Origin of the sequence: Stenotrophomonas maltophilia (assembly GCF_002799155.1) — a bacterium.
Taxonomy (GTDB): domain Bacteria; phylum Pseudomonadota; class Gammaproteobacteria; order Xanthomonadales; family Xanthomonadaceae; genus Stenotrophomonas; species Stenotrophomonas maltophilia_R.
In genome coordinates this window covers 839,933-863,039 of the sequence record NZ_NERD01000002.1, presented here as the reverse complement: position 1 = coordinate 863,039, position 23,107 = coordinate 839,933, and the positions used below count along the sequence as shown (strand labels likewise).

The 23,107-nt window shown below is 67.1% G+C and carries 19 protein-coding genes; 14 read left to right on the top strand and 5 right to left on the bottom strand.

Translation table 11 applies throughout. The annotated features are described in order from the left end of the window. The first annotated feature begins 91 nt into the window (after positions 1–91). The 3 genes from B9Y82_RS04530 (at position 92) to B9Y82_RS04520 (ending at position 4,914) form a co-directional block, all read left to right on the top strand. Complete coding sequence (locus B9Y82_RS04530) at positions 92–637, top strand: GNAT family N-acetyltransferase (RefSeq protein ID WP_004150340.1); 546 nt, start codon at positions 92–94, stop codon at positions 635–637. A 149-nt stretch (positions 638–786) separates the two neighbouring features. Then, a complete protein-coding gene (gene mfd, locus B9Y82_RS04525; RefSeq protein ID WP_100471709.1) occupies positions 787–4,251 on the top strand; it encodes a transcription-repair coupling factor in 3,465 nt (1,154 codons plus the stop codon). 45 nt (positions 4,252–4,296) lie between these two features. After that, positions 4,297–4,914: an HD-GYP domain-containing protein gene (locus tag B9Y82_RS04520; protein WP_100471708.1), complete on the top strand. Its 618-nt coding sequence runs from the start codon at positions 4,297–4,299 to the stop codon at positions 4,912–4,914. 94 nt (positions 4,915–5,008) lie between these two features. Here B9Y82_RS04520 and B9Y82_RS04515 read toward each other — a convergent pair whose 3' ends face one another. Then, positions 5,009–7,102: a M13 family metallopeptidase gene (locus tag B9Y82_RS04515; RefSeq protein ID WP_100471707.1), complete on the bottom strand. Its 2,094-nt coding sequence runs from the start codon at positions 7,100–7,102 to the stop codon at positions 5,009–5,011. Positions 7,103–7,304: 202 nt separating this feature from the next. Between B9Y82_RS04515 and B9Y82_RS20555 the strand changes: the two genes are divergently transcribed. Then, a complete protein-coding gene (locus B9Y82_RS20555; RefSeq protein WP_157804592.1) occupies positions 7,305–8,330 on the top strand; it encodes a hypothetical protein in 1,026 nt (341 codons plus the stop codon). 34 nt (positions 8,331–8,364) lie between these two features. Here the strand turns inward: B9Y82_RS20555 and gpmA are convergent, their stop codons facing one another. Beyond that, positions 8,365–9,114 (bottom strand): 2,3-diphosphoglycerate-dependent phosphoglycerate mutase, encoded by a 750-nt coding sequence (gpmA, locus tag B9Y82_RS04500; RefSeq protein WP_100471704.1) that lies wholly within the window; start codon positions 9,112–9,114, stop codon positions 8,365–8,367. Positions 9,115–9,208: 94 nt separating this feature from the next. Here gpmA and nfi point away from each other — a divergent pair, with 94 nt between their 5' ends. After that, positions 9,209–9,883: a deoxyribonuclease V gene (gene nfi / locus B9Y82_RS04495; protein WP_100471703.1), complete on the top strand. Its 675-nt coding sequence runs from the start codon at positions 9,209–9,211 to the stop codon at positions 9,881–9,883. 38 nt (positions 9,884–9,921) lie between these two features. Here the strand turns inward: nfi and B9Y82_RS04490 are convergent, their stop codons facing one another. After that, the gene (locus B9Y82_RS04490) at positions 9,922–10,902 is read right to left on the bottom strand and encodes a cation diffusion facilitator family transporter (RefSeq protein ID WP_100471702.1); all 981 of its coding nucleotides are present in this window, start codon (positions 10,900–10,902) and stop codon (positions 9,922–9,924) included. 180 nt (positions 10,903–11,082) lie between these two features. Beyond that, positions 11,083–13,332 carry a TonB-dependent siderophore receptor gene (locus tag B9Y82_RS04485; protein ID WP_100475169.1) on the bottom strand — a complete coding sequence of 750 codons (2,250 nt, stop codon included), beginning with the start codon at positions 13,330–13,332 and terminating at the stop codon, positions 11,083–11,085. A 286-nt stretch (positions 13,333–13,618) separates the two neighbouring features. Here B9Y82_RS04485 and B9Y82_RS04480 point away from each other — a divergent pair, with 286 nt between their 5' ends. Beyond that, positions 13,619–15,034, top strand: a complete 1,416-nt coding sequence (locus B9Y82_RS04480; protein ID WP_100471701.1) for a GGDEF domain-containing protein — start codon at positions 13,619–13,621, stop codon at positions 15,032–15,034. 52 nt (positions 15,035–15,086) lie between these two features. On the opposite strand, the gene B9Y82_RS04475 is transcribed toward B9Y82_RS04480, so the two are convergent. Beyond that, on the bottom strand, positions 15,087–16,265 hold the full coding sequence (locus B9Y82_RS04475) for an MFS transporter (protein WP_100471700.1): 1,179 nt from the start codon (positions 16,263–16,265) through the stop codon (positions 15,087–15,089). 78 nt (positions 16,266–16,343) lie between these two features. Between B9Y82_RS04475 and B9Y82_RS04470 the strand changes: the two genes are divergently transcribed. The 8 genes from B9Y82_RS04470 (at position 16,344) to B9Y82_RS04435 (ending at position 23,079) form a co-directional block, all read left to right on the top strand. Continuing rightward, positions 16,344–16,793, top strand: coding sequence for a winged helix-turn-helix transcriptional regulator (locus B9Y82_RS04470; protein ID WP_100471699.1), 450 nt, complete (start codon positions 16,344–16,346; stop codon positions 16,791–16,793). Positions 16,794–16,866: 73 nt separating this feature from the next. Beyond that, positions 16,867–17,994, top strand: a complete 1,128-nt coding sequence (locus B9Y82_RS04465; RefSeq protein ID WP_100471698.1) for a metallophosphoesterase — start codon at positions 16,867–16,869, stop codon at positions 17,992–17,994. A 133-nt stretch (positions 17,995–18,127) separates the two neighbouring features. Continuing rightward, positions 18,128–18,811 (top strand): response regulator, encoded by a 684-nt coding sequence (locus tag B9Y82_RS04460; RefSeq protein WP_100471697.1) that lies wholly within the window; start codon positions 18,128–18,130, stop codon positions 18,809–18,811. After that, positions 18,808–20,187 (top strand): sensor histidine kinase, encoded by a 1,380-nt coding sequence (locus B9Y82_RS04455; protein WP_100471696.1) that lies wholly within the window; start codon positions 18,808–18,810, stop codon positions 20,185–20,187. Before B9Y82_RS04460 ends, B9Y82_RS04455 begins: the two co-directional genes overlap by 4 nt. Positions 20,188–20,267: 80 nt before the next feature. Continuing rightward, a complete protein-coding gene (locus B9Y82_RS04450; RefSeq protein ID WP_100471695.1) occupies positions 20,268–21,104 on the top strand; it encodes an alpha/beta hydrolase in 837 nt (278 codons plus the stop codon). Between the two features lies 1 nt (position 21,105). After that, the gene (locus tag B9Y82_RS04445) at positions 21,106–21,465 is read left to right on the top strand and encodes an EamA family transporter (protein ID WP_006425769.1); all 360 of its coding nucleotides are present in this window, start codon (positions 21,106–21,108) and stop codon (positions 21,463–21,465) included. Continuing rightward, positions 21,462–21,860 (top strand): DMT family transporter, encoded by a 399-nt coding sequence (locus B9Y82_RS04440; RefSeq protein ID WP_075674983.1) that lies wholly within the window; start codon positions 21,462–21,464, stop codon positions 21,858–21,860. The genes B9Y82_RS04445 and B9Y82_RS04440 overlap by 4 nt, the downstream gene beginning before the upstream one ends. A 10-nt stretch (positions 21,861–21,870) precedes the next feature. Beyond that, positions 21,871–23,079: a DegT/DnrJ/EryC1/StrS family aminotransferase gene (locus B9Y82_RS04435; RefSeq protein WP_100471694.1), complete on the top strand. Its 1,209-nt coding sequence runs from the start codon at positions 21,871–21,873 to the stop codon at positions 23,077–23,079. Positions 23,080–23,107: the final 28 nt, after the last annotated feature.

Below are 23,107 nucleotides of genomic sequence, written 5' to 3'. Positions count from 1 at the left end.
CTTCACGAGGCTGTACCGCCGTGAGCCTTTCGTTCACGGAATGCAGCCCCGGTGATGCCACAATCGATGGACCACCAAGGAATCACCCGGTATGGCCACTCGCAACCGCATGCCGCCCTGGCATGAGATCTTCAAGGCTCCCAGCGGCCACGAGCTGCTGATCCGCCCCATCCGCCCGGAAGACGGCGCACCGCTGCAAGCGGCGTTCAGCCTGTTCGGGCCGGAAGAAATCCGTGATCGTTTCCTGCAGGCGGTGACCGAGCTGTCGCCGGAAACCACCCAGCGCCTGACCCACCCCAATCCCAAGACCGAGATCACCCTGGTCGCCGCCGAATCCCTGCCCGCTGGTGAGGCGGTGGTCGGCGCGGTCGCCCGGGCCTCGATCATCCCCGGCACCCGTGAAGCCGAGTACGCGATCCTGATCAGCCGCTTCCTCATTGGCCAGGGCCTGGGCCGGCAGCTGATGCGCAAGCTGGTGAAGTGGGGCCGCGGCAAGTACCTGGACCGCCTGTATGGCGACGTTGCCGCCGAGAACGAGCCGATGAAGCAGCTGGCCGCGTCGCTGGGCTTCAAACCGGTGCCACACCCGACCGGTGCCGAGGGCCTGGTACGGATGGTGCTGGAGCTGGACAACTGACGATAGCGCCGGGACATGCCCGGCGATGCATTCCTGTAGTGCCGGCCGCTGGCCGGCTTTCCGCCAGCCCAACGGCGCATGAGGCCGCCGGCCAGCGGCCGTCACGACCTGCCGGGCTTCGATCGGGCTTCTGCTAAAATCCGGGGTCCATGTCGCGTACCTCATACCCCGCCCCGCCGCTGCCGCGCGCCGGCCAGCTCCGCGCCTGGTGGCGCGCCCCCGCATCGCCGACCGCCCTGGCCTGGTACCTGGCCCAGGCCGCGCGTGCGCACGACGCGCCCCTGCTGGTGATCGCCCGTGACAACCACGGTGCCAACCAGCTCGAAGCCGACCTGCATACCCTGCTCGGTGGCGATCCGGCCCTGCCGGTGGTCGCCTTCCCGGACTGGGAAACCCTGCCCTACGACCGCTTCAGCCCGCATCCGGACATCATTTCGCAGCGCCTGTCCGCCCTGCACCGCCTGCCCACGCTGAAGCGCGGCCTGGTGATCGTGCCGGTGCAGACCCTGCTGCAGCAGCTGGCCCCGCGCAGCTACGTGATCGGTGGCAGCTTCGACCTGAAAGTCGGCCAGCGCCTGGACCTGGAGGCCGAGAAGCGCCGCCTGGAAAGCGCCGGCTACCGCAACGTGCCGCAGGTGATGGACCCGGGCGACTTCGCTGTGCGCGGTGGCCTGCTCGACGTGTACCCGATGGGTGCCGACCAGCCGCTGCGGGTAGAGCTGCTGGACGAGGACATCGACTCGATCCGTGCCTTTGACCCGGAAAGCCAGCGTTCGCTGGACAGGGTCGAGGCGGTGCACATGCTGCCGGGCCGTGAAGTGCCGATGGACGAGACCAGCATCGCCCGCGTGCTGTCCACGCTGCGCGAGCGCTTCGATGTCGATACCCGGCGCAGCGCGCTGTACCAGGACCTGAAGTCCGGGCTGGCGCCGGCCGGCGTCGAGTACTACCTGCCGCTGTTCTTCGAACGCACCGCGACCCTGTTCGATTACCTGCCCGACGGCAGCCTGCCAGTGGTCTGCGCCGGTGCCGGCGAGGCTGCCGAAGCGTTCTGGGCGCAGACCGGCGAGCGCTACGAACAGCGCCGCCACGATGTGGAACGGCCGCTGCTGCCGCCGTCGGCGCTGTACCTGTCGCCGGAACTGCTGCGCGAGCGGCTGAACGATGCCCCGCGCATCGAGGTATGGGCCGCCGACCACGCACGCATCACCGACGCGCACGCGCTGGGCGACCAGCCGCTGCCGCCGCTGCCGGTGGCCGCGCGCGAAGCACCGGCCGGCGATGCGCTGAAATCCTTCCTCGGCCACTACCCGGGCCGGGTGCTGATCGCCGCCGATTCGCCCGGCCGCCGCGAGGCGTTGCTGGAAGTGCTGCAGGCCGCCGAGCTGAAGCCGCCGGTGGTGGCCGACCTGCCCAGCTTCCTCGCCAACGATGCGCGCTTCGCGATCGCAGTGGCGCCACTGGAAGATGGCTTCGCGCTGGACGATCCGCGCATCGCGGTACTGACCGAGCGCCAGCTGTTCCCCGAGCGCGCCGGCAGCACCCGTCGCACGCGCCGCGCGGGCCGCGAGCCGGAAGCGATCATCCGCGACCTCGGTGAACTGACCGAGGGCGCACCGATCGTGCACGAGGACCATGGCGTCGGCCGCTATCGCGGGCTGATCGCGATGGACGTCGGCGGCATGCCCGGCGAATTCCTTGAAATCGAATATGCCAAGGGTGACCGCCTGTATGTGCCGGTCGCCCAGCTGCACCTGATCAGCCGCTACTCCGGCGCTTCGGCGGAAACCGCACCACTGCATTCGCTCGGTGGCGAGCAGTGGAGCAAGGCCAAGCGCAAGGCCGCCGAGAAGGTGCGCGACGTCGCCGCCGAGCTGCTGGAGATCCAGGCCCGCCGCCAGGCGCGTGCCGGCCTGGCACTGCAGGTGGACCGCGCGATGTACGAGCCGTTCGCGGCCGGCTTCCCGTTCGAGGAAACGCCGGACCAGCTGGCCGCGATCGACGCCACCCTGCGCGACCTGGCCAGCAGCCAGCCGATGGACCGTGTGGTCTGCGGCGACGTCGGCTTCGGCAAGACCGAGGTGGCGGTGCGTGCTGCATTCGCCGCCGCCAGTGCCGGCAAGCAGGTGGCTGTGCTGGTGCCGACCACGCTGCTGGCCGAACAGCATTACCGCAACTTCCGCGACCGCTTCGCCGATTACCCGCTGAAGGTCGAGGTGCTGTCGCGCTTCAAGACCACCAAGGAAATCAAGGCCGAGCTGGAGAAGGTCGCCGCCGGCACCATCGACGTCATCGTCGGTACCCATCGCCTGCTGCAGCCGGACGTGAAGTTCAAGGACCTGGGCATGGTCATCGTCGACGAGGAGCAGCGTTTCGGCGTACGCCAGAAGGAAGCGCTGAAGGCGCTGCGCGCCAACGTGCACCTGCTGACCCTGACCGCCACGCCGATTCCGCGCACGCTGAACATGGCCATGGCCGGCCTGCGCGACCTGTCGATCATCGCCACGCCGCCGCCGAACCGGCTGGCGGTGCAGACCTTCATCACCCAGTGGGACAACGCGCTGCTGCGCGAAGCGTTCCAGCGCGAACTCGCGCGTGGTGGCCAGCTGTATTTCCTGCACAACGACGTAGAAAGCATCGGCCGCATGCAGCGCGAGCTGTCCGAGCTGGTGCCGGAGGCGCGCATCGGCATCGCCCACGGGCAGATGCCCGAGCGCGAGCTGGAAAAGGTGATGCTGGATTTCCAGAAGCAGCGCTTCAACGTGCTGCTGTCGACCACGATCATCGAATCGGGCATCGACATCCCCAACGCCAACACCATCATCATCAACCGCGCCGACCGCTTCGGCCTTGCCCAGCTGCACCAGCTGCGTGGCCGCGTCGGTCGTTCGCACCATCGCGCTTACGCGTACCTGGTGGCACCCGACCGCCGTTCGATCACCCCGGATGCGGAGAAGCGCCTGGAAGCGATCGCCTCGATGGACGAACTCGGCGCTGGCTTCACCCTGGCCACGCACGATCTGGAGATCCGCGGTGCAGGTGAACTGCTCGGCGAGGACCAGAGCGGGCAGATGGCCGAGGTCGGCTTCAGCCTGTACACCGAGCTGCTGGAGCGCGCGGTGCGCAGCATCAAGCAGGGCAAGCTGCCCGATCTGGATGCGGGCGAAGAAGTGCGTGGTGCCGAGGTCGAACTGCATGTGCCGGCGCTGATTCCGGAAGACTACCTGCCGGACGTGCATACCCGCCTGACCCTGTACAAGCGCATTTCCAGCGCGCGCGACAGCGATGCCCTGCGCGAGCTGCAGGTGGAGATGATCGACCGCTTCGGCCTGCTGCCGGATGCGGCCAAGCATCTCTTCGCCATCGCCGAGCTGAAGCTGAAGGCCAACACGCTCGGCATCCGCAAGCTGGACCTGGGCGAGAACGGTGGCCGCATCGCGTTCGAGTCCAAGCCGAACATCGACCCGATGGCGGTGATCCAGCTGATCCAGAAACAACCGAACCTCTACGCCATGGAAGGGCCCGACAAGCTGCGCATCAAGCACCCGCTGCCGTTGCCGGAAGACCGCTTCAATGCGGCCCGCGCTCTTCTGACCACCCTCGCCCCGGGTTGATCGCCCCCTGAACACCCCGCACCGGTCCCCACCCGGTGCGGGCGGATGACCATGCTTCCTGACGCCGTACCCGCTCCCGACCTGCTGCACGCGCAGGCCTGCCTGATCGATGCCCTCTCGATGTCGCTGCAGATGCGCGACGCCTACACCCGCCACCATTGCGACCGCGTCGGCCGACTCGCGCAGCGCCTGGCCACGCACTGCGATCTCGATGACGATGCCTGTTCGCAGATCGGCCTGGCCGCGCGCTTCCACGACATCGGCAAGATCGGCATTCCCGACGATGTGCTGTTGGCGCCGCGTCGGCACACCGATGAGGAGCGCGCGATCATGCGCGAGCATCCGGTGCGCGGCGAGCATATTTTCCTGACCACCGGCCGCAGCGACGCGGCACCGGTCGCGCGGCTGATCCGCGCCCACCACGAAGCCTTCGATGGCAACGGTTATCCCGATGGGCTGCGCGGCGAATCCATCCCGCTGGGCGCGCGCATCGTCACCATCGCCGATGCCTACGATGCGATGACCAGCGTGCGCCCGTATCGTGCCGCGATGGAACGCGAAACCGCATTGCGGATCATCGAAGCGCAATCTGGAGGGCTGGTGGACCCCTACGTGTTGCAGCGCTTCCATCGCATGCTGGCGCGGGAGCCGGAGCTGGCCTGAGATTTCCACCGGGCATGGCCCGGTGCTACCGGCGACACAAACAAAAGGCCCGGCATTCGCCGGGCCTTCTGCATCACGCATTACGTGCGATCGATTACCAGATCACCACGCGCTTGTCGTCGGCGCGCACCATCGCGTCGCCGGCCTTGCACTGGAACGCAGCGGCATAGGACGGCATGTTCGACGGCGCGCCGTTGGCACGGAAGTTGGCCGGCGCATGTGGGTCGGTGTTCAGGCGGACGCGCAGCTCACCATCGGTGAAGTTGCGGCGCCACACGGTGGCCCAGTTCATGAAGAAGCGCTGGTCCTGGCTGTGGCCATCGACTTCGACATTCGCCTTCGGATCTTCCTTCAGCGCCATCTGCAGCGCATCGTAGGCCACGGTCAGGCCACCCAGGTCGCCGATGTTCTCGCCCAGGGTCAGCTTGCCCTTCACGAACACGCCCGGCACCGATTCATAGCCGTCGAACTGCGCGACCAGCTGGTCGGTACGCTCGGTGAAAGCCTTGCGGTCGGCGTCGGTCCACCAGTTGTCGAAGTTGCCGTTGGCGGCGAACTGGCTGCCCGAGTCGTCGTAGCCGTGCATCATCTCGTGGCCGATGACCGCACCGATGCCGCCGTAGTTCAGCGCCGGATCGGCTTTGGCGTCGAAGAACGGCGCCTGCAGGATTGCCGCCGGGAACACGATCTCGTTCTTGGTGGCGTTGTAGTACGCGTTGACGGTCTGCGGGGTCATGCCCCACTCGGTCTTGTCCACCGGCTTGCCGATCTTGTCCAGCATGTAGCGGTAGTTGAACGCACGCGCCGCCTGCATGTTGCCCAGGTAGCTGTCGCCGTTGGTCTGCAGGCCTGCCCAGTCACGCCACTTGTCCGGGTAACCGATCTTCGGGGTGAAGCTGGCCCACTTTTCCAGCGCCTTCTTCTTGGTTTCTTCGCCCATCCACGGCAGCTGCTCCAGGCGCGCCTTCAGCGCCACCGAGAGGTTCTCCACCAGGTGCTGCATGGCCACCTTGGATTCGGCCGGGAACACGGCGTCGACGTACAGCTGGCCCAGGGCCTCACCCATGCCACCGTTGACCGACTCCAGCACGCGCTTCCAGCGCGGCTGCATTTCCTTCTGGCCACGCAGGGTGGTGCCATAGAAATCGAAGTTGGCCTTCTCGAACTGGCTGCTCAGGTACGGCGAGGCGTCGTCGATGGTGTGGAAGCGCAGGTAGGCCTGCCACGTGGCAGCCGGCACGTCAGCCAGCATCTTGTCCATTTCACCGAAGAAGCCCGGCTGTGCCAGCGAGAACTTCTGCGCGGCCGGCACCTTCAGGGTGTCGAACAGCGCGGTCCAGCTGAAGTTCGGGGTCAGCTTGTCGGCGTCGGCCGCGCTGAGCGGGTTGTAGCGCTTGGCCGGGTCACGCATCTCGATGCGCGACATCGAGGCCTTGGCCAGGCGGGTTTCGAAGGCCATCACGGCCTTGGCCTGCTCGGCGGCCTGCGCCGCGTCCACGCCGGACAGGGTCAGCACCTGTGCGATGTAGGCCACGTAGGCGTCGCGGATCTTGGCCTGGGCGTCGTCAAAGTAGTAGCCCTTCTCCGGCAGGCCGAGACCGCCCTGGCCGACGTAGGCGATGACGTTGGCCGAATCCTTGTAATCGGCATTGGCGAACAGCGAGAAGAGCACGCCCTTGCCCTCGGCCTGGCTGTCGCGCAGGTACTGGGTGATGGCGGCGGTATCGTTCAGCGCAGTGATCTTGTCCAGCTGCGGCTGCAGCGGAGCGAGGCCGGCGGCTTCGATCTTGGCTTCATCGTTGCCGGTCTTCCAGATGTCACCGATCTTGGCTTCCACCGAGCCGGCCTTGGCCTGGCTGGCCGCAGCCTGCTGCACCAGCGCGTGCTGCACTTCCAGCGAGCGCTCGCGCAGGATCTCGAAGCTGCCCCAGGTGGTCTGGTCGCCCGGCACCGGGTTGGCCTTCAGCCACTTGCTGTTGACGAAGCCATTGAGGTCGGTACAGGCCGAAATGGCCGGATCCAGATCGGCGCTGCTGAGCGAGATCAGCGGCGTCTTGATCTGCGACAGGTCGAAGGCCGGCTTGGCGTCGGCGCTGGCCGCCGGCGCGGTTTCATTCTTGCCACAGGCCGCCAGCGAGGCAGCGATGGCGATGGTCAGGCCCAGCGGGACCAGGTTGCGGACGTTCATGAGGCTCTCCTGCGGGTAATTTCACAGGGTAGCCCCAGACAAGGCGGACGGGGACCGCCAAAGGTCACACTCAACCCCGGCCCCCATCGCCAGCCAGCGCATTGACCGCAGAGGGCCGCCTTGTGCAAATTGCAGGAGCTGCAGATTCAATACAACTGCTGCCACCAACATGCCACGCGGTTAGCCTGCTAGGAGGGCAATAATGACGTCCAGGATATTCATCGGCCTCAGCGGCCCAACGTTCTACGATTATCAGAATCCAGCGAACCAGACAAGGAATGATGGCGTAGGCGCTCCGAATCCGATCCTTGAAAATTCGTTGGCGCTAACAGTGTTCTATGACGAAATCTGGTTCCTTTGCGAAAGCCTCTGCCCGCAATCCCTGCGCGGCCATCCAAGCATCCGCTATCTGGACCGGGAAATCGACAGGCAGCCCACTCATGTCCAGGACAACGTAAGGAGCGCACTGAAACTCCCCCCGGACTACGGGGACGACGGCATGCGCGAGGTGATCCGTCGGAACTTTGAAGAATATTGGCCGAAAGCAGAACATGCCGGAGCATACTGGTGGGATTCTGAAGGCCGAAGAATCGACAATCACACGCGCTCGCTTGACATTCTTGGCGTCCATTGCATTGCCAACTCCAACTCACCCGCCACCCTTGCAACTGATATCGCAGTTCACAAGGCGCTTGAGAAATCACTCCCTACCACGCTCTCATTGAACTCCTTCTCGCAGGCTCTTTTTGCCAAACGATTCCCAACACAGTTCCATCCAACCCGGGACAAAAACACCAGGGACAGGACCGGAAGCTTTGTAATCAATGCAATGGTCGACAACTGCGTGTCATTTCAGGGACCTGACCCGGTCATTTTTGATCGCATTGCCACAAGTGATTACACCAAGCAATTCCGCGGTTACATCGCGAACAAGAACATTGAGGATGCGGCGAGAAGCTACCTTGATGTGACCGCCGAAATTCGCGATGCCACGACAAGGGCAATCAGGGGTCAGGCCGACCAAGCCCGTGTGGTTCGAGGGCTGGCCTCAGTTTTTCTCGATGTGGTCATTGATGCTCTCGGGATCGGAACGTACTTGAAAGCCTCGAAATGGCTCTATGGATTGGCCTCCCCTCCCCCTATCTCAGCAGCGGCCTTCCTTCTCGACCTCCAGGAGCAGAAGCCCACCGGCCCAAACTCCGATTCCAATGAGCAGCGATCCAAGTAAAGAAAAGGCCGGCTTGCGCCGGCCTTCTGCTTCTTTATTTCGCCTTGCCCTGGTTGGCCACGGCTTCAGCGGCCTTGCGCGCCGCTTCCGGATCACCCAGGTAGCGGAACGACTGCACGGTCAGATCGTCGTTCAGCTCGAACAGCAGCGGGATGCCGGTCGGAATGTTCAGCTCGAGGATTTCCTCGCGCGAGACGTTGTTGAGGTACTTGTACAGCGCGCGCAGCGAGTTGCCGTGGGCCGTGACCAGCACGGTCTTGCCGTCCTTCAGCTGCGGCGCGATGGCGTCGTGCCAGTACGGCAGCACGCGGTCCAGCGTGGTCGCCAGCGACTCGGTACCCGGCAGCGCGTTGCGGTCCAGGCCGGCGTAGCGACGGTCATGGATCGGGTGGCCCGGATCTTCCAGATCCATCGGCGGCGGCGGGATGTCGTACGAACGGCGCCACACCTTGACCTGCTCCTCGCCATGCTTGGCAGCGGTCTCGGCCTTGTCCAGGCCCTGCAGGCCACCGTAATGGCGTTCATTGAGGCGCCAGGACTTGTTCACCGGCAGCCAGTCCTGCTCCAGCTCGGCCAGCGCACCCTGCAGGGTGTGGATGGCGCGCTTGAGCACCGAGGTGTGGGCGATGTCGAACTGCAGGCCTTCCTCGCGCATCAGCCGACCGGCGGCGGCCGCTTCCCGGCGCCCCTGCTCGGTCAGGTCGACATCGACCCAGCCGGTGAAGCGGTTGTCCAGGTTCCACTGGCTCTGGCCATGGCGCAACAGTACGAGTTTACGGGTCACTGCAGGGTCTCCAACGCGAGGAAAGGCAGGCTGCCATTGTAGCCCCGGCCGCCGCTCACCGGGCCGTGGCACCGCGCATGCGATGCTGTGACCAATGAATACGGTGATCGACCCCGGGCGCTGGGAAGGCAGCGTCGCCGCTGCCCGCGCGCAGCAGATCCAGCTGGCTGGCCGCGTGGAGCGCCAGGACCGGCTGCCACGCAACGTGCGCTGGCTGGCCGGGCTGGATGTTGGCTTTGAGGACAATGGCGCCGTCACCCGTGCCGCGGCAGTGCTGCTGGATGCGAAGACGCTGCGGCCCGTGGCTCAGGAAGTCGCGCGCATCGCCACGGTGATGCCCTACATCCCCGGCCTGCTCAGCTTCCGCGAGTTGCCAGCGCTGTTGGCCGCGCTGGCGCTGCTGCCGCGCACGCCGGACCTGGTGTTCGTCGATGGCCACGGCATCAGCCATCCGCGCAGGCTGGGCGTGGCCGCGCATCTGGGCGTGGTCACCAACCTGCCAAGCATCGGCGTGGCCAAGTCGAAACTGGTGGGCCGGTTCGTCGAACCGGGCGCCGAGGCCGGTGCACATACGCCGCTGCTGGATGGCGATGAACAACTGGGCTGGGTGCTGCGCAGCAAAGTGCGCTGCAAGCCGCTGTTCGTGGCCGGCGGCCATCGGGTCAGTGCCGGTACCGCGCTGGACTGGGTGCAGCGCACCCTGCGCGGGTACCGGCTGCCGGAACCGACCCGGCTGGCGGATCGGCTGGCCTCGCGGCGGGACGAATAGCCACGCCGGGCACCACCCGGCGCGGCCCTCAGTTTCAATCAACGATGCACGTGACCGCGATGGCCCTGCGCGTCCTCGCCATGGTGGTGGCCTTCATGGCCCTCGTGCTCGCCGCCCTTGGCCGGCGCCGGCTCACCACAGGCTTCGCCGCAGTGGTCCGCTTCGATCTGCAGTGTCACGTGCTCGATGCCGAAGTCATCGTGCAGGCGCCCGCCCAACTCACGGCGCAGCGCATCGGCATCGGTGCCGTCGCGCATCACGATGTGCGCGGTCAGCGCCGGCGTGCTGGAGGCCAGCGCCCACACGTGCAGGTCATGCACGTCCAGCACCGCAGCGTGGCCTGACAGGCTGTCGCGCACCTTGGCCACGTCCATGCCCTTGGGCACGCCTTCCAGCAGCACGTTGATCGCCTCACGCATCAGCACGTAGGTGCGTGGCAGTACCCACAAACCGATCAGCACCGCCAGGATCGGGTCGATCGGCTTCCAGCCGGTCCACTTGATCAACAACGCGCCGGCAATCACCGCCACCGAGCCGAGCATGTCCGCCCACACTTCCAGGTAGGCGCCCTTCACGTTGAGGCTCTCGCCACTGCCGGCCTGCAGAAGGCGCATCGCGATCAGGTTGATGACCAGGCCTGCGGCGGCGATCACCAGCATGCCGGAGGAGGCGATCTCCTGCGGCTCGCGGAAGCGCCCGACCGCCTCCCACAGGATGTAGGCGGCAACCACGAACAGCATGGCGCCGTTGATCATTGCGCCCAGCGCTTCCAGACGTGCATAGCCGTAGGTGCGGCGTGCGTCCGGCGGGCGCCGACTCAGCCGCACCGCGACCAGCGCGATCATCAGCGCCAGCGCATCGGTGGCCATGTGCGCGGCGTCTGACAGCAGTGCGAGGCTGTTGGTCCAGAACGCGCCCACCACCTCCACGACGAGGAAGGTGGAGGTCAGGCCGAGTGCCCACCACAAGGGTTTCTCGTGACGGATCTCGGATGGCAGGTGATCGTGGTCGTGGCCCATGGCAACAGCTCCTTTGCGATGCGGTGCAGGCTACGCCGTGCTGGCGGGGGAGACTATTACGCTGTTTATAACATTGCAGGCCACGCGGTCCCTCACCGGACATGGCCCGGCGCTACCGGAGCGTGGCCGGCAGCGCCAGGCCACGCCTGGCGAACGCAGCGGATCGACGTCCGCGTGCGGTCAGAACCCGAAGCGCAGGCTGGCCCAGTACGCGCGGCCCGGCTCGTTGTAGGTCGCCGCGCCGGCATCGCTGCTGTTGGCCTCGCGGAACAGGCGCTTGTCGGCCAGGTTGTTGACGCCGAAGCCGAAGCTGACCGTCTCGGTCACCTTGTAGCGCGCGCTCACGCCCCAGATGTTGTACGCACCGCGATCCTGCAGCGCGATCGACGGGTCGCACGTGCCAGTGCAGCGCGGATCGTTGTTGATGTTGGTGGTGGCCGGCTTCTGCTTGCCATAGAAGGTGCCGGTCAGCAGCAGCGACAGCTTGTCGGTGGCCTGCCAGTCCAGCATCGTGTTGACGGTGTACTTCGGAATCACCGACAGCGGCTGGCCGGTGCTCTTGTTCTCGTTCTCCACCATGTAGGTGAAGTTGTTGCTCCACTTCAGGCGGTTGCCCTGCTCGCCCAGCAGCGGGATCACCAGGTTGCCTTCAAGCCCCTGCACGATCGCCTTGGGTGCGTTCTCCCAGCGGAAGATGCGGCCGCGGCCATCGGCAGTCAGGCCGATCTGGTCGTAGCCGGCCTGGATCTTGTCCTTGTAGTCGTTGTGGAAGTAAGTCAGCGACGCCTGCCAGCCGCTCTGCGGTGCCCACTCGATGCCCAGTTCCTTGTTCAGGCTGGTTTCCGCCTTCAGATCTGCGTTGCCACGCATGTAGCAACCGGCGCCGAGGCTCGGCAGTGCATTCGGGCAACCATTGCCACGGGTGTAGTAGAGATAGTCCGGATTCGACTGGTACAGGTTCGGCGCCTTGAACGCACGCGCGATGCCGCCCTTCACCACCCAGTCGCTGTTGATGCGGAACTGCGCATTGAGGCTGGGGCTGGTGTTGTTGCCGAACTGGCTGTGGTGGTCGAAGCGCAGGCCCGGGGTAACGATCCAGCGCTCGCCCAGATAGATGTTGTCTTCCACGAATACGGCGGTGGTCTGCGCATCGGCCTTGCCGCGCGCACGGTCGGCCGACAGCCCCGGGATGCCGCCGCCACTGCTGCTGGACTGGCTCATCGAATACGGGTCGGTCAGGCGGCTGTCGAGGTATTCAAAGCCCAGCGTCCAGATGTTCTCGGCCCCACCCAGCGTGGTCGGGAAACTCACTTCGCCATCCAGCTGGTAGTTGCGCAGGCGCGAAGTCGACCAGTCGGTGCCGTTGAAGCTGCCCTCCGGGCCCCCGGCCAGGCCTTCGTTGATGCGCGAGTTGTTCACCGCTTCCACTGCGGCCGTTACCCGCGAGGTCACGTCCCCCCAGCGGCCGCGATGGGTGATCGCGCCGGTGTTGCGGTACATGCGGTTGGTTTCCGCCTCGCCCTCGGCCAAGGCGGCCAGGTCGACTCCGGTCGAGGTACCGGTGGTGCTGACGGCGCGGTCACCGGCGTAGATGTTGCCCTGGCGGCTGGTGCCGGCTTCGAACTCCACCACCTGGTCGGCGGTGATGTCCCAGCGCAGCAACGCGTTGACGTCGCGGTTCTTGACGCCCTCGCGGCCAGCCGGCGGCACCGCGTTCGGGTTGGTCGCGTACTGGCGGTTGAGGTCCAGTGAGTCGGCGTCGGTCTTGTTGAGATTGCCGTACAGGCGGAACGACAGGGTATCGGTCATCGGCCCACTGAGCTGCAGGCCGACGCGCTCGCTGCCGCCTTCGGCGCTGTGCTCGGGCACCAGCCCATACAGGTCGACCGCACCGGTCAGGTCGCCGGTCGGGCGCTTGGTGATGATGTTGACCACGCCGCCGGAAGCACCGGAGCCGTAGCGCGCCGCTGCAGGGCCGCGCAGCACTTCGATGCGCTCGATCATTTCCGCCGGTACCCAGTTGGTATCGCCGCGCGTATTGCGTTCGCCGCTGCGGCCCATGCGCACGGCATCCCGCGCACCGATGCGCTTGCCATCGACCAGGATCAGCGTGTTCTCCGGCCCCATGCCACGCAGGTCGATCTGGCGGTTGTTGCCGTACTGGCCCGAGGCGCTGTTGCCGGTGAGGTTGACGCCCGGCATGGTGCGCAGCAGTTCGGCGATGTCGTTGGCCGGCGGGCGCCTGGCGATGTCCTCGGCGGTGATGGTCGAAGTACCCAGTGCCTGGCGGGCAATCTGCGAGGCAGTGACATGCACCGTGTCGATATCGGTGGCGTCGGTTTCGGCGTGGGCGATCAGGGCGCTGCCCGCCAGCAGGGCGGCAACGGCGAGCGCCAGCGGGCGCGGCGAAAGGACAACGGCAGGAGACATGATCTGGACCTTCTGGCAGGGCAACGGGGCCTCTGGCAAAGGGCTTGAGGCAACGACGAGGGGGAGTCGGAGCGTCGCCGCAGTCACCTGCGGCCCGATCCGTGCGCGCATTGTCCCATCAATGCAAGTGATTCTCAAATGCGTTCACTCATTGCCGCAGTGCCGCCGATGTGCTCCGCGCACCGTGCAACCCTGCATCGCGCTTAAACTGGCGGGCTTACCTGCCATCAACCGCACGCCACCGCGGCCGATACCCGTGGTTTGTCGTACGCAGCCAGAGATCGACGTGGAACCACCCCAACTGGACGATGCCAGCCAGCCGCTGGCCGAGGCCTGGCAGCACTGCCTGCAACAGGCCGGCCCCGCCGCCACTGCGCTGTTGCACGCGGCCGCCGACGACGCGCCCCCCACACTGGCCCAGCGCTTCTATGACGTCCTGCTGCAGGACCCGCGCGCGCGCCGTTTCCTGTCCCATGACCAGGTCAAGCAGCGCCTGCAGCCAGCCATGCAGCGCTGGCTCGTGCAGCTGCTGACCACCGATGCCAACGGCATTGCCGCCACTGTCGCCTCGCAACGGGTGATCGGCGATGTGCATGCCCGGGTCGGCATTCCGGTCGATCTGGTGACCCGTGGCGCGCGCGTGCTCAAGCACGAGCTGTTCGTGCGCCTGCGCGATGATGCGCCCGACAGCGCTACCGCATTCGCCGCCATCGACTGCCTCAGCGCGATCATGGACATCGCCATGGAAGGCATGACCCTGGCCTACACCCATGCCCGCGAGCGCTCCACCCGTGCCGATGCTGCGTACCGGCTGTTCTCACTGGTGCAGAACGTCGGCACCGAGCGCGAGCGCCAGCGGGCACTGCTGCTGGACTGGGAGAACGCCCTGCTCTACGCGTTGGCCGGTCATGTGCAGGCCAGCGACAGCGCCAGCCTGGCCACCTCGGAATTCGGCCTGTGGTTCACCCACAAGGGCATCCCCAGTTTCGGCGAGAGCAGCGAGACCCGGCAGGTCGGCCAGCTGATGGCCCGCATCGACAGCAACCTGCAGCGGGCAAGCAACGATGCCCCGGCGCAGCGCCTGGCGGTGCTGCCGGCCATCCGCGAGGACCTGGCCGCCATCCGCACCCTGATGACGCTGCTGTTCGAGCGCATCGGTGAACTGGATGCCGGCAGCGATGCACTGACCAACCTGCTCAACCGCCGCTTCCTGCCAACGGTGCTGCGCCGTGAGATCGAACTGGCCACGCGCAACCGCACACCGTTCTCGCTGCTGCTGCTCGACCTGGATCACTTCAAGGCGATCAACGACGGCCACGGCCACGATGCCGGCGACCGCGCGTTGCAGCACGTCGCCGGCCTGCTAGGCCAGCTGACCCGCGGCAGTGACTACCTGTTCCGCTATGGCGGCGAGGAATTCGTGGTGGTGCTGGTCGCGGCCAGCGAGTCGCAGGCCTCGGTGATCGCCGAAAGCCTGCGCCGGCAGATCGCGCAGTCGCCGGTGGCATTGGCCAACGGCCAGGTTCTGTCGCTGACTGCCAGCATCGGCGTGGCCGGCCATGACGGCCATCCGGACTACGAGCGGCTGATGGCACGTGCCGACGCAGCGATGTACGAGGCCAAGCGCAGCGGCCGCAACCGCGTGGTGGTGGCCAGTGCGGACCTGCAGGAAGCCCCGGGACGGCGCGCACTGCAGCGTTGACGGCATGCCGACGCTACCGACAGCCGGCTCTACCGATACGGGTGGCAGCCGCTCATTTCCCCGCCACCGCCCGCCACCCCGCCCACCACAGCAACGCCAGCGCCGCGATGCCGGCGCCCAGCAGGCACACCGCGGGCCAGCCATGCCGGGCCTGCATCCAGGGCCCGGCAGCCGCACCGGCACCACTGCCCACCGCATAGAACAGCATGTACAGCGCCACCAGGCGCCCATGCTGTTCTGCCGGTGCACGCAGCAGCAGCGCCTGGTTCGATACGTGCAGTGCCTGCCCACCGAGGTCGAGCACGATGACGCCCAGCAGCAGCAACGACAGCGACTGCGACAGGCCCAGCAGCGGCCACCACGCGGCAAGCATCAGCAGTAACGCGCCAAGGCTGACCCGACCAGTGAAACCGCGGTCCATCCAGTGCCCGACCCGCGCCGCCATCAATGCGCCCACTACGCCGGCCAGGCCGAGCGCACCGATGGCCGCGGTGGACCACTGCAAAGGAGGCGCCGACAACGGCAGCGGCGCCGCCGCCCAGAACACGTTGAGGCCAGCAAACAACAACAGAGCCAGCGGCCCACGCTCGCGCAGCGTGCGGTTCCGGCGCAGCATGCCCAGCATCGAACCCAGCAGTTCGCGCCAACGCGGTGGTAGCACCGGTACCGGCACCGCCGGCAGGCGCCGCCACAACAGTAACGCCAAGGCCCCCATCACCGCTGCCGACAGCAGGTAGACCGCCCGCCAGCCGATGGTGGCTGCGACCGCACCCGATACCACGCGCGCCAACAGCAGGCCGATGAACACACCGCCCTGCACCACACCGACCACGCGACCGCGCTGCTCGGGCGGTGCCAGCATGGCGGTGTAGGCGATCAGGCCCTGGGTCAGCGCCGTGCCCAGCAGGCCGGCCAGCAGCATGCCCGACAACAGCCAGCCCGCCGTGCGTGCCGATGCCAACCACAGCAAGCCCAGCACCAACGCCATCAACTGCAGCCGCAGCAGGCGTCGCCGGTCACCACGATCGGCCAGCGGCAGCAAGCCAAGCAACGCCAGCACGCTACCGGCCTGGGTAGCAGCCAGCACCGCGCCGGCCACGGCACGGTCCAGCGCAAAGGCACGTGCAAGCTGATCCAACAGTGGCTGTGCGTAATAGACGTTGGCGACGCTGGCGCCGGCGGCAACCGCAAGCAGGACCTGCAGCGGGCGGGGAAGCGATGTGGCACTCATGATGTGGTTGCAATTTGAAACTTGATGCAGGCTACCGACATTGGTTTTAAACTGCAACCACATTCGGAGATTCCCAGCATGCACGCCGACAGCCCCTGCCCCGTCGCCCGCAGCGCCGATCTGCTCGGTGACCGCTGGGCATTGCTGGTGATCCGCGACGCGTTCGACGGCATCACCCGCTTCGGTGATTTCCAGCGCAGCCTCGGCGCGGCGCGCAACATCCTCAGCGACCGCCTGCGCCGGCTGGTCGAGGCCGGCATCCTGCGGCTGCAGCCGGCCTCCGATGGAACGGCCTACCAGGAGTACGTGCTCACCGCCGCTGGCCAGGAACTGTTCCCGCTGCTGGTCGCACTGCGCCAGTGGGGAGAGCGCCATCGCTTCGAGGCCGGTGAAGCCCATTCGCAGCTGATCGAATCCAGCACGCGGCGACCGCTGCCCTACATGCAACCGCACGGGCGCGACGGTCGGCCCCTGCAGGCCGCCGCGACCCGCGTGCGCAAGCTCAAGGACGACGGGCGCGGCGCCTGATCCGCCCATTCGCGCACACCACGATCCGGCCGCGCCGGTTAGCATCGGATGTTTCCGCCGCCGGACGCCGCCGATGCCGCGCTATCGCCCTTCCCTGATGACCGCCCTGCTGCTGCCACTGCTGGCCTGCAGCGCCGGAGCCACGCAGGCCCGCGAAGTTGCCGCGCCCGCCGGCCACGTGCAGGCCGATGGTCCCTATGTATTCCGCGAGGGCACGCAGCTGCAGGCCAAGTGGATCTGCGACGACAAGGTCGAGTCGCACACGCTGGCCGCGCAGGCCGCAGGCACCGATATCGCCCCACGCTGCGGCTACGGGCACACCGTGCGTGTGGCCGCGCCGGATGCACCTTCGATCTCCGTACTGCCGGCCACACCGCGCATCGTCGCCCTGTCCGACATCCACGGCCAGTACGGGCTGCTGGTGCGCCTGCTGCGCGCCAACAAGGTGATCGATGCGCAGGACCGCTGGGCGCTGGGCACCAGCACCCTGGTCATTGCCGGCGATGTGTTCGATCGTGGCCCGCAGGTGACCGAAGCCTTCTGGCTGCTGTATGGCCTGCAGCAGCAGGCGGCAGCCGCCGGAGGCGCGGTGCACTTCGTGCTCGGCAACCATGAGACCATGGTGCTGTACGACGACCTGCGCTACGTCAACCCGAAGTACCTGCGCAGCGCCCAGCTGCTCGGCCAAAGCTACCCGAAGCTGTACGGTGCCGATTCGGTGATCGGGCAGTGGCTGCGTACCCGCCCGGTGCTGCTGAAGATCGGCGACACCCTGTTCCTGCACGGCGGCATCTCGCCCGAGGCGGTGGAACTGGCGCTGGACCCGGCGCGCACCAACGCGGCCTACCAGGCGTCACTGGGCCTGCCCAAGGCCGAGGTGAAGGCCGACCCGGCCACTGCGCCGTTGTATGACGGCAAGACCAGCCCGATCTGGTACCGCGGCTACTTCGATGGACGCCTCGACGCGGCGGGTGTACAGGCAGTGCTTGACCGCCTGCAGCTCAAGCGCATCGTCGTCGGCCACACCTCGATGCCCCACGTCAGCAGCTTCCATGGCGACCGCGTGATCGCCATCGACAGCAGCATCAAGAACGGCGAGAACGGCGAACTGCTGTTCATCGAGGAAGGCAGGCTCAGCCGTGGCCTGCTGGATGGCTCACGGGTGCCGCTGGCACAAGGCAAGCCCGGCCTGCAGGACTGAATGGCGGGACAGCGCGACCGCCGCCGGCGGTGCCGCCGCGCTCCACCTTCAGCCGGTTTGCCGCTACCCTCGGCAACCGAGAGGTCCACCCCGTCCTTCCGGTGGGCCTGACCGTCACAGGAGCCCCCCGCACATGCGCGTTCTGATTGCTGAAGACGACCCGGATATCGCCTCCGGCCTGTGCGCCTCGCTGCGCCGGCAGGGGCACGTGGTTGACCACGTCGACAACGGTGCGCACGCCGACGCTGCGCTGGGCTCGACCCAGTACGCATTGCTGGTGCTGGACCTGGGCCTGCCACAGCTGGACGGCCGCGACGTGCTGCAGCGCCTGCGCCAGCGCGGTGATGGCCTGGCGGTGCTGGTGGTGACCGCCCGCGATGGCCTGGCCGAACGCGTGCGCGTGCTCGACCTCGGCGCCGACGACTATCTGGTCAAGCCGTTCGCACTGGACGAATTCGAAGCACGCGTGCGCGCACAGCTGCGCCGGGTCACCAGCAATGGCAACCCGGACCTGCGCATCGGCCGCCTGCGCCTGGACCTGGCCGGGCACCGCGTATGGATCGACGACCAGCCGCTGGAACTGACCGCACGCGAGTTCGGCCTGCTGTCGGCGCTGGCGGTACGCGCCGAGCGCATCGTCTCGCGCGCGCAGCTGGTGGAAGCACTGTGCGACTGGGGCCAGGACCTCACCGACAACGGCCTGGACATCGCCCTGCACCGCCTGCGCCGCAAGCTGCAACCCGGTGGCATGGGCATCCGCACCGTGCGCGGGCTGGGCTACATGCTGGAAGACGCGCAGGACGAAAGCGCCTCGTGATCAGTGGCCCCCCCAGCCTGCGTCGACGCCTGCTCGCCTTCCTGGCGTTGCCGATGCTGGGCCTGCTCACCTTCAATACGATCCTGGCCTATTACGTTGCGCTGGACTATTCCAACCGCATCCATGACCGCAACCTGATCGATGACACGCATTCGTTCGCGCAGATGCTGAGCACCATGCCGGTGACCAGCGACCTGTCTCCGCAGGCACGCTTCCTGATCGAGTACGACCCCGACGGCCATCGCTACTTCAACGTCGACAGCAGCCGCATGGGTACGCTCAGCGGCAACGCGGACTTCAGCCCGTACGCCCCTTCGCAGGACTGCACCGGTGTGCATCCGGCGCTGTACGACGGCAACCTCAATGGCCAGCAGGTGCGCATGGCCACCGTCTGCACGCAGGCGATGAACGACCCGCAGGACCAGCTGGCGGTGACCGTGGCCGAAAGCATGGCCGACCGCCGCCAGCGTGCGCGCGAGATCCTGATGATCATCATTCCGCTGATGACCATGCTGGCGCTGGGCACCGCCGCCCTGGTCTGGTTCGGCGTGACCTACGGCCTGCGCATCCTGACCCCGCTGAGGACCCGCCTGGCGCAGCGCCGCGGCGAACTGGCGCCGATCTCCGATGCCGACGTTCCGGAAGAAATCCAGCCGCTGATCAGTACCATCGACGATCTGTTTGCCCGCCAGGCGGAAATGATCACGCTGCAGAACCGTTTCATCGCCGATGCCGCGCACCAGCTGCGCTCGCCATTGGCCGGCATGGCCCTGCACGTGGATCAGGCGCTGGCGCATGGTGACCCGGACACGGTGCGCGAAGCACTGCAGCACATCCGCCGGCTCAACCAGCGCACCGCGCGGGTCAGCACCCAGCTGCTGGCACTGAGCCGGGCGCAGACCGTCCCGGAAACCGTGGAAGCGCTGGACCTGTGCGAACGGGTGCCGCACTGGGTCCGGTTGCGCGTGCCCGAAGCCATCCGCGATGGCATTGATCTGGGTTACCGCGGCAGCCCTCGCCCGCTGCGCGTGCTCGGCAACGGTGCCCAGCTGCAGGAGGCACTGGACAACCTGATCGACAATGCGCTGCGCTATGCCGGCCGCGGCGCGACCGTCACGGTCGGCGTGCACGCGCTGGACGACAATGACGTCGAGCTGTATGTGGAGGACAACGGACCCGGCGTACCCGAGGACGTGATGCCGCGGCTGGGCGAGCGCTTCTTCCGCGCGCCCGGCACCACCGCCAGCGGCACCGGCCTGGGCCTGGCCATCGCCCACGAAGCGGTGGAGCACTTCGGCGGCCGCCTGACCTTCCTCAACCGTGCCGGCGGGGGCCTCAAGGTTGCCATCACGTTGCCGCTGCTGAAGGCCCCCTGACCCGGACCGGGACGCTGAAAGGCTGGCGAAAATCGCGCTTGCGATCCTGACCATCCCCACTGCCGTCCCGGAGCCGCCAGGTGACCGAATCGCACGACTTCTTCCTCCCCGGTGGCCCGCAGGGCGTGCTGCTGGTCCACGGCCTGACCGGCACCCCTGCGGAAATGCGCATGCTGGGCAAGGGCCTGAACAACGCCGGCTTCACCGTCCACGGCGTGCAGCTGCCCGGCCATTGCGGCACCGTGGATGACCTGCTGGCGACCACTTGGGAACAGTGGTACCAGGGTGTGGAAGATGCGGCGGCGAGCCTGCGTGGCAAGGTCGACCAGCTGTTCGTCGGTGGCCTGTCGATGGGTGCGGTACTGTCGCTGGCGCTGGCCGCGCGCCGCCCCGAGTGGGTGTCCGGCGTCGGCGTTTACGGCGCCACCTTCCGCTATGACGGCTGGAACATTCCCGCCGTGGCCCGCTTCTCGTTCCTGCTGCCGTGGTTCAAGCGCTTCAACATCGGCCGCGACCGCATGTTCATGGAAGAACCGCCGTACGGCCTGCGCGACGAACGCCTGCGCGCACAGGTCAGCGCCGCCATGCTGTCCGGCGACAGCGCTGCCGCCGGCCTTCCGGGCAACCCCTGGCACGCGTTGGCCGAGATGCGCGCCCTGAGCAACTGGACCCGCCGCCACCTGCACCAGGTCACCGCACCGTGCCTGGTGATGCACGCCCGCGAAGACGACGTGGCCAGCATGGGCAACGCCGAGCTGGTGATGTCGCGGGTCAGCGGCCCGAAGGAACTGGTGGTACTGGAAGACAGCTACCACATGATCACCATCGACCGCGAACGCCGCGACGTGATCCGCCGCAGCGCGCGCTTCTTCACCGAAATCGGTGAGCGCAGCGGCGTCCTCAAGGCGGTGGCCTGAAATGGGAGCACTCGCCACGCTGCTGTGGCTGGCCAATGTCGTGCTCGATACCGGTGGCCAGCTCGCCTTCAAGGCCGCCGCCAGCGACCCGCAGGACGGCGAAGGATTGCAACGCTGGAAACACATGCTCAGCCGCCCCTGGCTGTGGATCGGCATCGCCTGCTATGTGCTTGAATTCGTCGCCTGGATCGCGTTCCTGTCACTGGTACCGCTGTCCAAGGGCGTGCTGCTGGGCTCGATCAACATCGTGGCGCTGATGATCGCCGGCCGCTTCCTGTTCCGCGAGAAACTCACGCCATTGCGGGTAACCGGCATGCTGCTGGTCACTGCGGGCGTGGCGGTGGTGGGGGCCGGCTCATGAGGCGCCTGTATGTGATCGGCTTCCCCCTGCTGATGGCCTTCGACACGCTGGCCCAGCTGTGCTTCAAGTATGCCGGTGATGCGGCGCTGCCGGTCGAGGCCAACACGGCATGGCTGCTGCGCGTGCTGTCGCAGCCATGGGTGTACGGTGCCATCCTTGGCTACGTCGGTGCATTTTTCACCTGGATGAGCCTGCTGCGCCACGCACCCATCGGTCCTGCTTTCGCGGCTTCGCACCTGGAAGTGATCAGCGTGCTGCTGCTGTCGGCGTGGCTGTTGAACGAACCACTGACCCTGCACCACCTGGTGGGCGCGGTACTGATCGTGGCCGGCATCGTCTGCCTCGGCCGCGCCGAAGCGGATGACCCGCACAGCCCCGCCGAAAGCACCTCGTGAGCGGGCTGCGATGAACCTGTTCGCGCGCGAACTGCCTCCGACCGCCGGCCTGCCGATGCAGGCCAGCGACTTCCTCCCGGGGGGCGGCGACCTGCGCGACATCCTGGCCCACCAGCTCGGCACACCGCCGCTGCAGCTGACCTGTTCCGGCACCCACGCGCTGCTGATCGCGCTGCGCACCTTGCGCAAGCGTGCGCCCCAGCGCGATACCGTGATCCTGCCGGCCTACACCTGCCCGCTGGTGCCGATTGCCGTGCACAGCCTCGGCCTGCGCGTGCAACTGTGTGATACCCGCCGCGGCCACTTCGACTTTGATCCGGCACAGCTCTCGCGCCTGGCCGACGCACGCACGTTGGCGATCCTGCCCACGCACCTGGGCGGGCGCATCGCCGATGTCGAACTGGCCAATGACATCGCGCGTGGCGCCGGTGCCTGGGTCATCGAAGATGCCGCGCAGGCGCTGGGCGCCCGGGTCGGCAACAGCAGTGTCGGCCTGCGTGGCGATATCGGATTCTTCAGCCTGGCCGCCGGCAAGGGGCTGAGCCTGCACGAAGGCGGCCTGCTGGTCAGCCGCGATGACGAGCTGCGTGCCGCGCTGGCCGAACATGCCGCCGAGCAGGTGCGTTTCAGCCTGCGCTGGGAGCTGCTTCGCAGCGTGCAGCTGCTGGGCCTTGCCGCCTGCTACCGCCCCTCGCTGCTGTCGCTGGTGTACGGCAATCCACTGCGTAGCGCACTGCAGCGTGGCGATCTGGAAGAAGCAGTCGGTGACATCTTCCCGCTGGACATCCCGCAGCACCGGGTCAGCCAATGGCGGCAGAACATCGGCGCCCATGCTGCACGGCGGCTGCCTGCGTTCCTGCAGGCCGGGCGCCTGCGCGCATTGCAGCTGCGTGTGCAGCTGGCACAGCTGCCGGCCGTGGAGGTGGTCGATGGCCTGGCGGGCACCGGCGGCACCTGGCCGATGCTGATGCTGCTGCTGCCCAGCCAGCGCGCGCGCGATGCCGCACTGGACGAACTGTGGCCGCGCGGCCTCGGTGCCAGCCGCATGTTCATCCATGCCTTGCCCGACTACGCCTACCTGCGTGGCATCGTGCCGCAGGACGACATGCCGAACGCGCGCGACTTCGCTGCACGCATGCTGACCCTCGGCAACAGCGCCTGGCAGACCCGCGAAGAGACCGCGCAGATCCTGCGCGCACTGGCTGCAGCGCAGCCCTGAAACCGCGATTTCCGGGGCATTGCGCCTG